Origin of the sequence: Pseudoxanthomonas wuyuanensis, from assembly GCF_900215535.1 — a bacterium.
GTDB lineage: Bacteria > Pseudomonadota > Gammaproteobacteria > Xanthomonadales > Xanthomonadaceae > Pseudoxanthomonas_A > Pseudoxanthomonas_A wuyuanensis.
The window spans coordinates 258,114-272,518 of the sequence record NZ_OCND01000003.1; the positions used below are offsets into that span (position 1 = coordinate 258,114).

Annotated in this window: 10 protein-coding genes; 9 read left to right on the forward strand and 1 reads right to left on the reverse strand. The window is 67.4% G+C overall.

Annotation, left to right across the window (positions count from 1 at the left end; genetic code table 11):
- Positions 1–23: 23 nt before the first annotated feature.
- From CRO39_RS08715 to CRO39_RS08755, 9 genes are all read left to right on the forward strand, one after another.
- Positions 24–2,210, forward strand: a complete 2,187-nt coding sequence (locus tag CRO39_RS08715; RefSeq protein ID WP_097121503.1) for a formylglycine-generating enzyme family protein — start codon at positions 24–26, stop codon at positions 2,208–2,210.
- A gap of 34 nt (positions 2,211–2,244) precedes the next feature.
- Positions 2,245–4,113 carry a glycoside hydrolase family 127 protein gene (locus CRO39_RS08720; RefSeq protein WP_238394571.1) on the forward strand — a complete coding sequence of 623 codons (1,869 nt, stop codon included), beginning with the start codon at positions 2,245–2,247 and terminating at the stop codon, positions 4,111–4,113.
- Positions 4,114–4,248: 135 nt separating this feature from the next.
- Entirely contained in the window at positions 4,249–5,436 is a 1,188-nt protein-coding gene (locus CRO39_RS08725) for a CaiB/BaiF CoA transferase family protein (protein ID WP_097121504.1), read from the forward strand.
- Positions 5,437–5,538: 102 nt separating this feature from the next.
- Positions 5,539–5,631, forward strand: coding sequence for a potassium-transporting ATPase subunit F (locus tag CRO39_RS08730; RefSeq protein ID WP_097121505.1), 93 nt, complete (start codon positions 5,539–5,541; stop codon positions 5,629–5,631).
- A gap of 10 nt (positions 5,632–5,641) precedes the next feature.
- The gene (gene kdpA / locus CRO39_RS08735) at positions 5,642–7,429 is read left to right on the forward strand and encodes a potassium-transporting ATPase subunit KdpA (RefSeq protein ID WP_097121506.1); all 1,788 of its coding nucleotides are present in this window, start codon (positions 5,642–5,644) and stop codon (positions 7,427–7,429) included.
- 10 nt (positions 7,430–7,439) lie between these two features.
- Complete coding sequence (gene kdpB, locus CRO39_RS08740) at positions 7,440–9,488, forward strand: potassium-transporting ATPase subunit KdpB (RefSeq protein ID WP_097121507.1); 2,049 nt, start codon at positions 7,440–7,442, stop codon at positions 9,486–9,488.
- Between the two features lie 67 nt (positions 9,489–9,555).
- Complete coding sequence (gene kdpC / locus CRO39_RS08745) at positions 9,556–10,140, forward strand: potassium-transporting ATPase subunit KdpC (protein WP_097121508.1); 585 nt, start codon at positions 9,556–9,558, stop codon at positions 10,138–10,140.
- Positions 10,141–10,269: 129 nt separating this feature from the next.
- Positions 10,270–12,903: a sensor histidine kinase gene (locus CRO39_RS08750; protein WP_097121509.1), complete on the forward strand. Its 2,634-nt coding sequence runs from the start codon at positions 10,270–10,272 to the stop codon at positions 12,901–12,903.
- Positions 12,904–12,919: 16 nt separating this feature from the next.
- Positions 12,920–13,645: a response regulator gene (locus CRO39_RS08755; protein WP_097121510.1), complete on the forward strand. Its 726-nt coding sequence runs from the start codon at positions 12,920–12,922 to the stop codon at positions 13,643–13,645.
- A gap of 7 nt (positions 13,646–13,652) precedes the next feature.
- On the opposite strand, the gene arsH is transcribed toward CRO39_RS08755, so the two are convergent.
- The gene (gene arsH, locus CRO39_RS08760; RefSeq protein ID WP_097121511.1) at positions 13,653–14,402 is read right to left on the reverse strand and encodes an arsenical resistance protein ArsH; all 750 of its coding nucleotides are present in this window, start codon (positions 14,400–14,402) and stop codon (positions 13,653–13,655) included.
- Between the last annotated feature and the right edge of the window lie 3 nt (positions 14,403–14,405).

Here is a 14,405-nt window from a genome sequence, read left to right on the forward strand (position 1 = left end):
ACCTCTCCCCCAGCGACGATCCGATGACTTCCGCCACCGACAATCCATTGCCCGAACCTGCAGGCGGCACGCCGCGGCGCTTGCCGAAGACCGAGTACAAGTTCTCGCACGTCACTACCCAGCGTTACCTGCCCACGCCGGGCAAGGCGCCGGGCTGGCCGTTCGCCGAGATCGGTCACTGGAAGATCGACGTCAACGCCACCTCCGCCGACTGGATCAGCGAACTGCGCGACTGGCGCCGCGAGCACCTGACCCGGATCGGCTACGACGACGCCAACTACCGGCGCCCGGAGCTGCAATGGGCGCAGCGCAACTTCGTGCATGCGCAGATGATGGTGGAGGACCGCTACTTCTACGACCCGGAGGAAGGCCGCTACACCGTTGACCGCTACCTGGACGATCTGGAGCGGCGCTTCGGCGGCCTGGACAGCGTGCTGATCTGGTATGTCTACCCCAACATCGGCATCGACGACCGCAACCAGTTCGACATGGCGCGCGATCTGCCCGGCGGCCTCGAAGGCCTGCGCGGCGCGGTGGCCGATTTCCACCGCCGCGGCGTCAAGGTGTTCCTGCCGACCATGCCGTGGGACAACGGCACCCGCGAGCAGGGCGAGGCCGACTGGCACGCGGTTGCCAAGCTGGTCAAGGAGGTCGGCGCCGACGGCATCAATGGCGATACCTACAATGGCGTGCCGCGCGCGTTCTTCGATGCCTGCGATGCGCTGGGCCGGCCGGTGGTGGTGCAGCCGGAGTCGACCATCAGCGCCGAAGAACAGCTGATCTGGAACGTGCAAAGCTGGGGCAAGAAGGCGCCCAACGAGGTCATCCCGCCGGTGGCCAAGTTCAAGTGGCTGGAACCGCGCCACATGATCAACTACGAAAACCGCTGGGGCCGCGACCGCAACCACGATCTGCAATACATCTTCTTCAACGGCATCGGCTACAACGCCTGGGAGAACATCTGGGGCATCTGGAACCAGTTCACCCCGCGCGATGCCGAGGCGCTGCGCCGCATCGCCACCATCGAGCGCAAATTCGCGCCGCTGCTGGTCAGCATGGACTGGACGCCGTATTTCCCGACCCTGCAGGCCGGCGTTTTCGCCAGCCGCTTTCCCGGTGACGGGCAGGTGCTGTGGACGCTGGTCAACCGCAACGAATACGACCTGGAAGGCGAGCAGATTGCGGTACCGCACCAGCCGGGCAATCGCTACTTCGACCTCTGGCAGGGCGCGGAGCTGCGGCCGCAGGTGATCGATGGCCATGCCGTTGTCGCATTCGCGATGGAGGCGCGCGGCTTCGGCGCGCTGCTGGTCGCCGACGCGCGGCAGGACCTTGCCGATCTGCCGGGCTTCCTTGCGCTGATGGCCGGATTCGCAAAGACGCCGCTGTCGTCGCTGTCGCGGCAATGGCGCGCCATCCCGCAACAGCTCACTCCCATCGCGGCCACGCAGCGGCACGCCCGGGCTCCGGAAGGCATGGTGACGGTGCCGGCCGGCGAGTTCGTGTTCGCGGTCGGTGGGGTGGAGATCGAAGGCCAGACCTGGGAAGGCTTGGACGTGCAGTACCCGTGGGAGAGCAGCCCGCGCCGCCATCATCGCCGGCGGATGGCGATGCAGGCGTTCCATATCGACCGCCACCCGGTCACCCACGCGCAGTTCAAACGGTTTGTCGACGACAGCGGCTATGCGCCGCGCGATGCGCACAACTTCCTGCGCGACTGGCAGGACGGCGCGCCGCGCCCGGGCTGGGAAAACCGACCGGTGACCTGGGTGTCGCTGGAAGACGCGCGCGCCTATGCGCAATGGGCCGGCAAGCGGCTGCCGCACGAATGGGAATGGCAGTACGCCGCGCAGGGCAACGACGGCCGCCTGTATCCGTGGGGCGATCAGTGGCGCGACGACGCGGTGCCGCCGGTCAACCGCGGCCGCCGCGTGTTGCCGCCGGCCGAGGTCGGCGCCTATCCGCAGGGCGCCAGTCCGTTCGGGGTCGAAGACCTGGTCGGCGGCATCTGGCAATGGACCGACGAATACGCCGACGAACATACCCGCGCGGCGGTACTGCGCGGCGGCAGCGCCTACCAGCCGCAGACCTCGCACTGGTATTTCCCGCAGGCCTACCGGCTGGACCAGCATGGCAAATACCTGTTGATGGCGCCGTGCAAGGATCGCTCGGCGATGGTCGGTTTCCGTTGCGTCGTCGACGCGGAGTAGGCCAATGCGAGACAGGGCCGAGGGACGACAAAGCGTGAAGCCATACCTGCAGTTGGCTTCGCCGCAACAGGTGAAAATGGAAGGGCTGCTGGGCCAAGCGCTGGAAGCCAGCCGCGGTGGCCGGCTCAGCCATTTCATCGTCGACGAGCACAGCCCGGCCATTGCGGTGTTCCATCCCGAGCACACGCAGCAGAACAGCGAAGGCGACTGGTATGGCGAGCATGCCGGCAAGTGGTTGTATGCGGCCGCACGCGCGGCCCTGCGCAGCGATGACCCGCCGCTGCGCGCCAGCGTGCGCCGGGTGGCCGACTATCTGATCGCGCGCCAGGACGCCGACGGCTATCTGGGCAACTACGCGCCCGAGCGCCGTTTCATGCGCAAACAGCCGCCCAAGCCGGTTAGCTGGGATGGCGCGCCGGCGCTGCGCACCTGGGACATCTGGACCCACAGCTACCTGATCCTCGGCCTGCTGGAAGCCCACCGGCTATTGGACGAACCGGGCTATCTGCAGGCCGCTTGCCGTATCGGCGATCTCTGCTGGCAGACGCTGACCGAGGGCGGTATCGACATCACCACGCTGGGCAACCACCACGGCATGTCGGCCACGGTGCTGATGGACCCGGCGACGGAACTTTATTTCGTCACCGGCGAAAGGCGCTATCTGCAACTGGCCGAACGGGTTGCCGAGCAGGCCAATGGCGAACCGATGCTGGCGCTGCTGGACCGCGCACTCGCCGGAGCCGATGCCTCGGAAATCGCCACCGGCAAGGCCTACCAGCTCTGCTGGAACCTGGTAGGCCTGGCCAAGCTGTACCGCGCCACCGGCGATGCCCGCTACCGGCAGGCGGTGGACCATCTATGGCAGAACATCGGCCAGCATCACCTGAGCCTGGGCGGCGGCCCCTGGGGCGGGGTGGCGCATCGCTCGCGCGAGGTGTTCAATCCCGCCGGCACGTTCCATCCGCAGGCCTATGTGGAAACCTGCTCGGTGCTGGCCTGGATCCAGCTCAACCGCGAGCTGCTGCGCATCACCGGCCAGGCGCGCTACGCCGACGAAATCGAACGCAGCGCCTACAACGATCTACTGGGCGCGCTGGCGCCCGATGGCCAGGACTGGTGCTACTACTCGTTCCCCAATGGCCAGCGCGTGCACACCACCTATTGGCGCTGCTGCAAGTCCAGCGGCGCGATGGCGCTGGAGGAACTGCCGGCCATCGCCTACGCGCTGACCGCAGACGGCGGCGTGCAGGTCAATCTCTACGGCGAGAGTTCGGCCACGTTGCCGCTGGCCAGTGCGGGACAGGTGCGCTTGCGCCAGCGCACGGGCTACCCGTTCGCCGGCAGGATCCATATCGAGGTTGAGCCTGAGCGTCCGGCGCGCTTTCCGCTGCGCCTGCGCATTCCGTCATGGGCGCATCAGGCGACTATCGCGATCAACGGCGTGGCGATGGAGCCGGCGGCCGGCGAAGACGGATGGGTCCAGTTGACCCGCGACTGGCAGGCGGGCGATGCCGTCGAGCTGGCGTTGCCGATGCAACCGCAGCTGCATCGCCGCCTCAACCGCAACGTGCAGGAGTCGCGGGCGCCGGACGGTTCGCCGGTCGCGCAGCAGGTGTTGCGTTACGAATACGCCGCCGTGACCTGCGGTCCGCTGGTCTATTCGACCGGGTTGATAGACGGCTTCAAGTTCGACGAAACGTTGAAGCTTCCCGAGCGGCCCTTGCAGGACTGGCTGCAGTTGTTGCCGGCGGCGGCGGACGAGCAGGGCGCTGCCATTCGAATGGATCTCGGCTATCGTGCGCCGTTGCTGTTCAGCCCCTACTATCGGACCGGTGGCCGCCATCATGGCGCCTGGCGCCTGACCTGGCTGTCGCTGGCGCCGGAACCGGCGGCGCAGCCTTGACCGGCATTGCGATGACGGCAGGACATTGGCCCATCAAGCAAGAAATTGTGGGCGCAGAAAGTATCAGACCCGGCTGTTTCCCGATTCTGGCGTGGAACAGACTTCCAGCGCACCCGGCACTTGGACACGACCCGCATGGCTAAACCGTCCCCTTTCGAACTGATGCGCCGCGAGGGACCGCAAGGACCGCTGAGCGGCGTCAAGGTGCTGGATCTCAGCGCCTATATCGCCGGTCCGTACGGATGCTCGCTGCTGGCCGATCAGGGCGCCGACGTCATCAAGGTGGAGCCGCCCGATGGCGACAACCTGCGCAAGTACCCGTCCACCTTGCAAGCCGAAAGCCGCGCCTTCATGGGCGTCAACCGCAGCAAGATCGGCATCTGCCTGGACCTGAAGCAGCCGCAGGGGCTGGCGGCGCTGATGCGGTTGGTGCGCGAGGCCGACGTGCTGGTGCACAACTTCCGTCCGTCGGTGCCCAAGCGGCTGGGCATCGACTACGAACAGCTCAGCGCGATCAATCCGCGCCTGATCTATTGCGCGGTGACCGGCTACGGCGAGAGCGGGCCGATGAAGGACAAGGCCGGCTACGATCAGGTGCTGCAGACCATGACCGGCATGTGCGCATTGCAGGGCAAGCGCGGCGGACCGCCGGAAATCATCTACGGTTCGGTGGTCGATTACTACGCCGCCGCGCTGCTGGCGGGCGGGGTATCGTCGGCACTGTACGAGCGCGAGCGCAGCGGCCTGGGCCAGTTCGTCGGCGTGTCGCTGCTGCGCAGCGCGCTGACCATGCAGTCGGCGCGGCTGATCTGGGCCGAAGGCGAAGCGCTGGATATCGGCCGCGACATGCGCTCGGGCGGCGTTACCGGCATCCACCCGGCCCGCGAGGGCCATCTGTACATTTCGGCCAATACGCCGCGCTTCTGGAAAGCGCTGTGCGAAAAGACCGGCCTGGCCGCGCTGGCCGCCGACCCGCGCTACGACAGCGTGCGCAAGCGCGCCGAACACGCCGCCGAAATCGTGCCGCAACTGCATCGGGCGCTGCTGGCGCACACCGCGATGGAATGGGAAGCGCTGTTCGGCGATGAGGTTCCGTGCGCGGCCGCGCGCCGGGTCGAGGACATGTTCGATCATCCACAGGTGCTGGCCGAAGGCATCATCGACAGCATCGAACACCCGGTGGTCGGCCGTTACCGCGGCGTCACCCAACCGATCAAGTTCGGGCGCACACCGGGGCCGGCATCGTTCGCCGCTCCGGTATTCGATCAGGACACCGATGCGGTATTGGCGGCGGCCGGAGAGACCGGAGCCATTCGGCGCTGAGTTTTTACGCTGAATTTACGCCGTTGCCGGTTCAGGCGGATGGCGGCTTTACGCCGCCCGGGTAGAGACTGAGCACTCGCAAATTGTCTGGAGTGTTGCGTCATGCCCGACTGGCTGGCCCTGGTCTGCGCGCTGTCGGCGATCCTTGCCGCGGCGTATCTGCTGTACGTGATTCTGCGTCCCGAAGAATTCTGAGGACGTACTGATGATCGAATCCTTTCTCGTTTTCGGCGTTGCCATTGCCCTGGCCTGGCCACTGGGCCGCTACCTGGCGGCGGTGATGCGCGGCGCGCCGATGCGCGTGGACAGCCTGTTCGGCTGGATCGAGCGGCCGATCTACCGCCTGCTCGGCACCGATCCCCGCCGTGGCATGAGCTGGCGCGGCTACGCCGGCGCTTTCCTGCTCAGCAACCTGGTGGTAGGTCTGCTGGTGTGGCTGCTGTTGATGACCCAGGCGTGGCTGCCGTTGAATCCAAACGCCGCGCCCAACATGCGCTGGGACCTGGCGCTGCACACCATGGTGTCGTTTGTCACCAACACCAACCAGCAGCACTATTCCGGTCAGGCGCAACTGTCCTACCTGTCGCACATGGTCGGCATCGTCGGCCTGCAGGTGGCCACGCCGATGATGGGGCTGGCCATGGTCGTGGCGACCTTGCGGGCGTTGTTCGGTGGGCGAACGGTCGCGCGCCAGGCCGATGCGCCATTGGCATCGGCTGCGGCCGCGCTGGACGATCCGCAAGTGGTGATGTCGCGCCAGGGAAAGCAGCCGGATGGCGCCGCGAAGACCTCCGGCGAAGCCGACATCGGCAACTACTGGGCCGATGTGACTCGCGCCGGCGTGCGCTTCATGCTGCCGTTGGCGCTGGTCTGGACGCTGCTGCTGACCAGCCAGGGCGTACCCGCCACGCTGCAGGGCGGGCCGGTGGCCGCACTGGTCGACGCCAGCGCCGGCATCGCCGAGCAGAAGATCCCATTGGGTCCGGTGGCGCCGATGGTGGCCATCAAGCAACTCGGCACCAATGGCGGCGGCTGGTACGGGCCCAACAGCTCGGTGCCGCTGGAGAACCCGACGCCGTTCTCCAATCTGCTGGAGACCTTGGCGCTGGTCCTTGTCCCGATGGCGCTGATCTTCATGATCGGACCGTTTACCGGGCGCCGCAGACTCTCTGCGCTGGTGTTCGGCAGCATGCTGCTGATGTCGATGGCATCGTCGGGTCTGGCGATCTGGTCCGAAGGCCATTCGCTCACCGCCGCCGACCCGGCGTTGATGGAAGGCAAGGAAGTGCGCTTGGGCGCGGATGCTTCGGCGCTGTGGGCCAGCCTGACCACGCAGACCTCCAATGGCTCGGTCAACGCCATGCACGATTCGCTGGCGCCGCTGACCGGCGCGGTGGCCATCACCGACATGCTGATCAATGCGATCTGGGGCGGCATCGGTTCCGGCCTGCAGCAGTTCATCGTCTATCTGCTGCTGGGCGTGTTCCTGGCCGGGCTGATGACCGGGCGTACGCCTGAACTGTTCGGCCGCAAGATCGAAGCGCCGGAGGTGCGCCTGCTGGCCTTGCTGGTTCTGCTGCAGCCGCTGGTATTGCTGGGCTTCACCGCTTTGGCGCTGGCGCTGCCGCAGTTCACCGGCAATTCCAATCCCGGCTTCCATGGCATCAGTCAGGTGTTCTACGAGTACACCTCGGCATTCGCCAACAACGGCTCGGGTTTCGAGGGACTGGGCGACAACAGCTACTGGTGGAACCTGACCTGTGTGCTGCTGCTGGTACTGGGCCGCTATCCGGCATTGATCCTGCCGTTGATGGTGGCGGCCAGCCTGGCCCGCAAGCGCCGGTCGCCCGAATCGGCCGGCAGCCTGCAAATCGAAACTCCCACTTTCGCGCTGACCCTGGTGGCCGTGACCGTCGTCCTGACCGTGCTGCAGTTCTTGCCCGCACTGGTGCTGGGGCCGGTCGCCGAGCACCTGTCGCTGGCCGCGCACTGAGAACCCCCCAATGAGCTCTGTTCCCTATCAAGAAAAAACGCGCCGCGATCATCCGGCGCTGATCGACGCGGCCGCGCTGCGCGCTGCCGTTCGCGATGCCTTCCTGAAACTGGCGCCGCAGCATCTGCTCAGAAGCCCGGTGATGGCGGTGGTGATGGTCGGCACGCTGCTGGCGGCGGCGATCGCCCTTGCCGGCCTCGCGCCGGCCGGTCTGGGCTGGGCGGTGACGATCATCCTGTTGCTGACCGTGCTGTTCGGCAACTTCGCCGAAGCGGTGGCCGAGGCGCGCGGGCGCGGGCAGGCGGCATCGCTGCGCCGCGCCCGCAAGGATCTGGTCGCGCGCAGGATCGACACTGCGTCGGGTGGCGCGGAAACGCAAATCGCCGCCGCGGATCTGCGTCCTGGCGATCTGGTCATCGTTTCCGAAGGCCAGCAGATCCCGGCCGACGGCGAAATCGTCAAGGGCCTGGCGACGATCAACGAATCCGCGGTCACCGGCGAATCGGCACCGGTCCTGCGCGAAGCCGGCACCGATCGTTCCGGCGTGATTGGCGGTACCCGGGTGCTGTCGGACGAAATCGTGATCAGGATCACCGCCGAGCCAGGCCACAGCTTTCTCGACCGCATGATCGCGCTGGTGGAAGGCGCCAACCGGCAGAAGACCCCCAACGAGATCGCGCTGACCCTGCTGCTGGCGGCGATGACGCTGACCTTCCTGATCGTCGTCGCCACCTTGCCGGCCATTGCCGGGTTCGTTGGTGTGGCCATCGACCCGCTGCTGCTGATCGCGCTGCTGGTCTGCCTGATTCCGACCACCATCGGCGGCTTGTTGCCGGCCATCGGCATCGCCGGCATGAACCGCGCGCTGTCGGCCAATGTGCTGGCCAAGTCCGGCAAGGCGGTGGAAGTGGCCGGCGATGTCGACGTACTGCTGCTGGACAAGACCGGCACGATTACCCATGGCGACCGCCAGGCCACCGCCTTTCATCCGCTGGCCGGCGTCGACAGGGCCCAGTTGCGCGATGCGGCGCTGCTGGCGTCGCTGGCCGACCCCACCCCGGAAGGCAAGTCCATCGTGCGGCTGGCACGGGAACAGGGCAGCACCGCCGCCGAACCGGTGCAGGCGCACTATCTGCAGTTCACCGCGCAGACCCGCATGTCCGGCGTCGACATCGGGGAGCGCGCGATCCGCAAGGGCGCAGGCGATGCCATCGGCCGGCATGTGCAGTCGCTGGACGGAGTGGCGCCCAACGAACTGGCCGCACGCATCGCGCAGGTGGCCCGCGAAGGCGCGACGCCGCTGGTGGTGTCGGAAGGCCGGCATGTGCTGGGGGTGGTGGAGCTGTCGGACGTGGTCAAGCACGGGGTCAAGGAAAAATTCGCCCGGCTGCGCGCGATGGGCGTCAAGACGGTGATGATTACCGGCGACAATCCGCTGACCGCGGCCGCCATCGCCGCAGAGGCCGGCGTTGACGACTACATCGCCGAGGCGCGTCCGGAGGACAAGCTGGCCCGCATCCGCCAAGAGCAGGCGGCCGGTCGCCTGGTGGCGATGGTCGGCGATGGCACCAACGATGCGCCGGCGCTGGCGCAGGCCGACGTGGGCCTGGCGATGAATTCCGGCACCCAGGCCGCCAAGGAGGCCGGCAACATGGTCGATCTCGATTCGGATCCGGCCAAGCTGCTGGCGGTGGTGGAAGTGGGCAAGCAGCAGCTGATCACCCGCGGCGCGCTGACCACGTTCTCGCTGGCCAACGATGTGTCCAAGTACTTCGCCATCCTGCCGGCGCTGTTTGCCGCCGCAATTCCGCAGATGGCGGCGTTGAACGTGATGCGGCTGTCCAGCCCTCACAACGCGGTGCTGGCGGCGCTGATCTTCAATGCGCTGATCATCCCGGCACTGATCCCGCTGGCCTTGCGCGGCGTGCGCTTCAGGCCCGCCTCCGCCACCGCGCTGCTGCGTCGGAACATGCTGGTCTACGGCGTCGGCGGCGTACTGTTGCCGTTCGCCGCCATCAAGCTGATCGACATGGCGCTGGCCGCGGTTTTCGGCGCCTAGCAGGTTCCCGGCGAATCAACCGCTTGTGCGCTTGCTTCGTAGACAGCATCCACTGGAGATTCGTTTCATGAACGCTCAAACCACCATCCATGACGGCGGCGCGTTGCGCGCTTCGCTGGTCTTTGCCGTCGTCATCCTGCTTGGCATGGGCCTGTCGTATTCGCTTGCCGGCACCGGACTGGGCCGGCTGTTGTTCGCGCAGCAGGCCACCGGCAGCATGATCGAACGCGAGGGCCGCATCGTCGGTTCGGCGCTGGTTGCGCAGGACTTCGCCGACCCGCGCTATTTCCGCTCCCGCCCTTCGGCGGCCGGCTACGATCCGATGGCAGTGGCCGGCAGCAACCAGGCGCGCAGCAATCCCGAACTGCGCGCGCGCATCGCTGAAGCGACGGCGGCAGTGGCGCGGCGCGAAGGCATCGCGCCCTCTGCTGTGCCCGCCGACCTGGTGACGCAGTCCGGCGGCGGCCTGGATCCGCACATCAGCCCGCGCGGGGCGCAGGTTCAGGCCGCGCGCGTGGCCAAGGCACGCGGTGTGGACGTTGCACAGGTCGAGCGAATGATCGTGCAGCACACGGAAGGCCCCCAGCTTGGCCTGCTGGGCCAGCCGCGCGTCAATGTGCTGGAATTGAATCTGGCGCTGGATGCGCTCTGACATACAGGGCTGCCTGATTGTGGGAGCGACGTCAGTCGCGACGAACAGATTGGATGTTCCGTCGCGACTGGCGTCGCTCCCACAGGATGGATTCCATTCTCTTCCGATGGATACAGGCACAATATTCCCATGACCGACGCGCGTAGCCGCCAAGCCGATGCCCTGATGGAAGGCCTTCAGCGCGAAGCCGGTGGGCGCCTGACCATCTTTCTGGGCGCTGCGCCGGGTGTCGGCAAGACCTATACGATGCTGTCGCGCGCCCGCGAGCTGGCCAAGCAGGGCGTGGATGTGGTGGTCGGCATTGTCGAGACGCATGGGCGCAGCGAGACCGCCGTGCTGGCCGAGGGCCTGGAGCGTGTTCCGCGCAAACGCGTGGCTTACCAGGACCGCTGGCTGGAGGAGATGGATCTGGATGCGCTGCTGGCGCGCAAGCCCAAGGTCGCGTTGGTGGACGAACTGGCCCACCGCAACGCGCCCGGCAGCCGCCATGAGCGGCGCTGGCAGGACGCGATCGAACTGCTCAATGCCGGCATCGATGTCTACACCACCATCAACATCCAGCATCTGGAGAGCCTCAACGATGTCGTGCACAGGATCACCGGCGTGCGCGTCAGCGAGACGGTGCCCGATGCCGTGTTCGACCGCCTGCGCGACATCGTGCTGGTGGATTTGCCGCCGCGCGAACTGATTGAACGGCTCAACCAGGGCAAGGTCTATGTGCCGGAGCAGGCCGCGCAGGCGCTGCAGGCGTTCTTCTCGCCGTCCAATCTGACCGCCCTGCGCGAACTGGCCATGCAGACCGCCGCCGACCGCGTCGACAGCGACCTGCGCGAAGTGCAGACCGCGCGCGGTCTGCCCGGGGTATCGCTGCGCCGCGGGGTGCTGGTGGCCATCGACGGCTACGGCCAATCCGAGTACCTGGTGCGCATGGGCCGGCGGCTGGCCGAACGCCGCGGCGCGCCGTGGAGCGTGGTGACGGTACAGGCGACCCGCAGTTCCGGCGGCCAGCCGCAGGAACTGGACCGCGCGTTCGCGCTGGCGCGCCGCCTTGGCGGCGATACCGCGGTGCTGCACGGCGACAGCATCGTCGATGCGCTGCTGGATCACGCGCAGCGCAGCGGCATTTCCGCCATCGTCATCGGTCGCACCCGCGAACGCCCATTGGCGCGCATGTTCAACCGCACCCTGACCCAGCAACTGCTGCAACGCGGCGCCCACTACGAACTGACCATCATCAGCACGCCCGAGGCGAGGGCCCGCTCGCGCCGCGGCCTGCGCGCCATTCCCGCGCTCATCAGCCGCAGCGACGCATGGCTGGCGGCGGCGTCGGCAGCCATCGCCACCGGTCTTGGTTCGCTGGCCGAGCGCTGGGCCGGGCTGCAGGATCTTTCGCTGATCTTCATCGTCGCGGTGGTGCTGGTCGCCGCGCGCGCGCGGACGGCGGCGGCGGTGCTGGCGGCGGTGCTGAGCTTCCTGGCCTACAACTTCTTCTTCATCGACCCGCGCTACACGTTCTACATCGGCGCCTGGCAGGGCGTTGCCACCGTGATGCTGTTCCTGGTTGCGGCGCTGGTCGCCGGGCGGCTGGCGTCCAAGCTGCGCATGCAGGTGGTGGCGCTGCGGGCGGCCAATGCGCACGCCACCGCCATGCAGGGGCTGGGCCGGCGGCTCGCGGTTGCGGCCGATGAGGGCCAGGTGGTGCGGGCCGGGCAAGAAGCGGCCAAGGCGATGCTGGCGGCCGAAGCGTGGATGCGCATTGGCGACAAGCAATACGCGCATGACGCGGCGCCCGTGCTGGACGAGCGGGACCTTGCGGCCGCCGACTGGGCGCAGAAGCACGGCGAACCTGCCGGCAGGTATACCGACACGCTGACGCTGTCGAGCTGGTGGTTCCTGCCCATCAGGGCCGAACGAGGCGCGCTTGGCGTGCTGGGCCTGCGCGTTGCCGACGGCGTGGCCAGTCCCGGTGCGGAACAGCGCCGGCTGGCCGAGGCCATGGTCGATGACATCGCCCAGGCCATCGTGCGCACGCGGCTGGTGTCGGATCTGGAAACCGCGCGTATCGGCGGCGAAACCGAACGCCTGCGCTCGGCGCTGCTGTCATCGGTCTCGCACGATCTGCGTTCGCCGCTGGCGGCCATCATCGGCGCGGCCAGCAGCCTGGACAACTACGGCGCGGCCATGGGCGAGGACGACCGCCACAGCCTGCTGGAAACGATTCGGCTGGAAGGCGAGCGCCTGGACCGCTACATCCAGAATCTGCTGGACATGACCCGGCTTGGCCACACCGGCCTGACCTTGAACCGCGACTGGATAGGCGTGGACGAACTGATCGGGTCTGCGGTCGCGCGCTTGCAGCGATACCAGTCCGGGGCCAAGCTGCGGCTGGCCATCGCCCCGGGACTGGAGCCGATCTGGGTGCATCCGGCGTTGCTGGAGCAAGCCATTTTCAACGTGCTGGAGAACGCGGCGAAGTTTTCCCCCGCCGGCGAAGCGGTGGAGGTGGAGGCCGGCCTGGTGGATGGGCAGTTGCGCATCGACGTGCGCGATCGCGGCCCGGGCATTCCGGAAGACGAACGCGGCCGCATCTTCGACATGTTCTACAGCGTCGAGCGCGGCGACCGCGGCCGCCAGGGCACCGGCCTGGGCCTGACCATCTGCCAGGGCATGGTCGGCGCGCACGGCGGCAGCGTCGAGGCCTTGCCGGGAGGGGATGGCCGCGGCACCACCATCAGGATTACCCTGCCGCTGATCCAACCGTAGGACCGCAAGTGCAATCTTGAACTCCACCGATCCCTCCACCCCGTCGTCCGTCCCGCCCGCGCGGGTGCTGGTCATCGACGACGAACCGCAGATCCGCAAGTTCCTGGACATCAGCCTGCGCGCGCAGGGCTACCAGGTGACGCTGGCGGCCGATGGCGAAAGCGGGCTGGTCGCGCTGGCTTCGCAGGGCGCGGATCTGGTCGTGCTGGACATCGGCTTGCCGGACAAGGACGGGCATGAAGTGCTGCACGAAATCCGGCAGTGGTCGCAGGTGCCGGTGATCATGCTGACCGTGCGCGCCGGCGAGGGCGAAAAGGTCGCCGCGCTGGATGCAGGCGTCAACGACTACGTCACCAAGCCGTTCGGCGTGCAGGAGCTGATGGCGCGCATCCGCAATCTGTTGCGCAATCATGGCGGCGCGCCGGAGCAGGCGCTGCCGGCGTTCGACGACGGCCATCTGCGCATCGACCTGGTCCGCCGCGCGGTAATCCGCGACGGCGAACCGCTGGCGTTGAGCCGCAAGGAATTCGCATTGCTGTCGCTGCTGCTGCGCCATGCCGGGCGCGTGGTCACCCAGCCGCAACTGTTGCGCGAGCTGTGGGGGCCCACCCATCAGCACGACACCCATTACCTGCGCATCCTGGTCGGCAAGCTGCGGCAGAAGCTGGGCGACGACGCTACCGCGCCGCGCTATATCGCCACCGAGCCTGGTGTCGGCCTGAGGTTTATCCCGCAGCCCTGATCCGCCGTCACGGCGAACCGGAAGCAACGGGCGGTGTTGCGCCCTGCACCGCGCCCGATGCCGCCGCCAGCCGGCGCGCGGTCAGATCGCCCTTGCGCTCGCTGTAGCGGTCGGTCAGGTAGTCGCTGCGGTCGCGCACCAGCAGCGTGAACTTGACCAGTTCCTCCATCACGTCGACCACGCGGTCGTAGAACGGCGATGGTTTCATCCGGCCGGCGTCGTCGAATTCCTGCCAGGCCTTGGCCACCGAGGACTGGTTGGGGATGGTGATCATGCGCATCCAGCGCCCCAGCACGCGCAGCGCGTTGACCACGTTGAACGATTGCGAGCCGCCGCTGACCTGCATCACCGCCAGCGTGCGGCCCTGGGTCGGGCGTACGCCGCCGCTTTCCAGCGGCAACCAGTCGATCTGGTTCTTGAACACGCCGGTGAGGGTGCCGTGCCGCTCCGGGCTGACCCAGACCTGGCCTTCGGACCACTGCGACCATTCGCGCAACTGCAGCACCTTGGGGTGGTCGGCCGGCACGCTGTCGAGCATCGGCAGATCGTGCGGGTCGAACACGCGGGTCTCGGCGCCGAAGTGGCGCAGGATGCGTTCGGCCTCCAGGGCCAGTTTGCGGCTGTAGGACTGCGGCCGCAGCGAGCCGTACAGCAGCAGGATGCGCGGCGGATGCGCCGAGCCCTGCTGCTGCAGCTTGGCGTGATCGGGCCGGTCCAACGCTTCCAGCGTGATGTGATCTGGCAATGAAACTGTCATCAG

Excerpts from the sequence above, each read along its gene's own strand:
- CRO39_RS08715 (WP_097121503.1), top strand. The coding sequence starts at position 24 with ATGACTTCCGCCACCGACAATCCATTGCCCGAACCTGCAGGCGGCACG.
- CRO39_RS08725 (WP_097121504.1), top strand. The coding sequence starts at position 4,249 with ATGGCTAAACCGTCCCCTTTCGAACTGATGCGCCGCGAGGGACCGCAA.
- CRO39_RS08730 (WP_097121505.1), top strand. The coding sequence starts at position 5,539 with ATGCCCGACTGGCTGGCCCTGGTCTGCGCGCTGTCGGCGATCCTTGCC.
- kdpA (WP_097121506.1), top strand. The coding sequence starts at position 5,642 with ATGATCGAATCCTTTCTCGTTTTCGGCGTTGCCATTGCCCTGGCCTGG.
- kdpB (WP_097121507.1), top strand. The coding sequence starts at position 7,440 with ATGAGCTCTGTTCCCTATCAAGAAAAAACGCGCCGCGATCATCCGGCG.
- kdpC (WP_097121508.1), top strand. The coding sequence starts at position 9,556 with ATGAACGCTCAAACCACCATCCATGACGGCGGCGCGTTGCGCGCTTCG.
- CRO39_RS08750 (WP_097121509.1), top strand. The coding sequence starts at position 10,270 with ATGACCGACGCGCGTAGCCGCCAAGCCGATGCCCTGATGGAAGGCCTT.
- arsH (WP_097121511.1), bottom strand. The coding sequence starts at position 14,402 with ATGACAGTTTCATTGCCAGATCACATCACGCTGGAAGCGTTGGACCGG.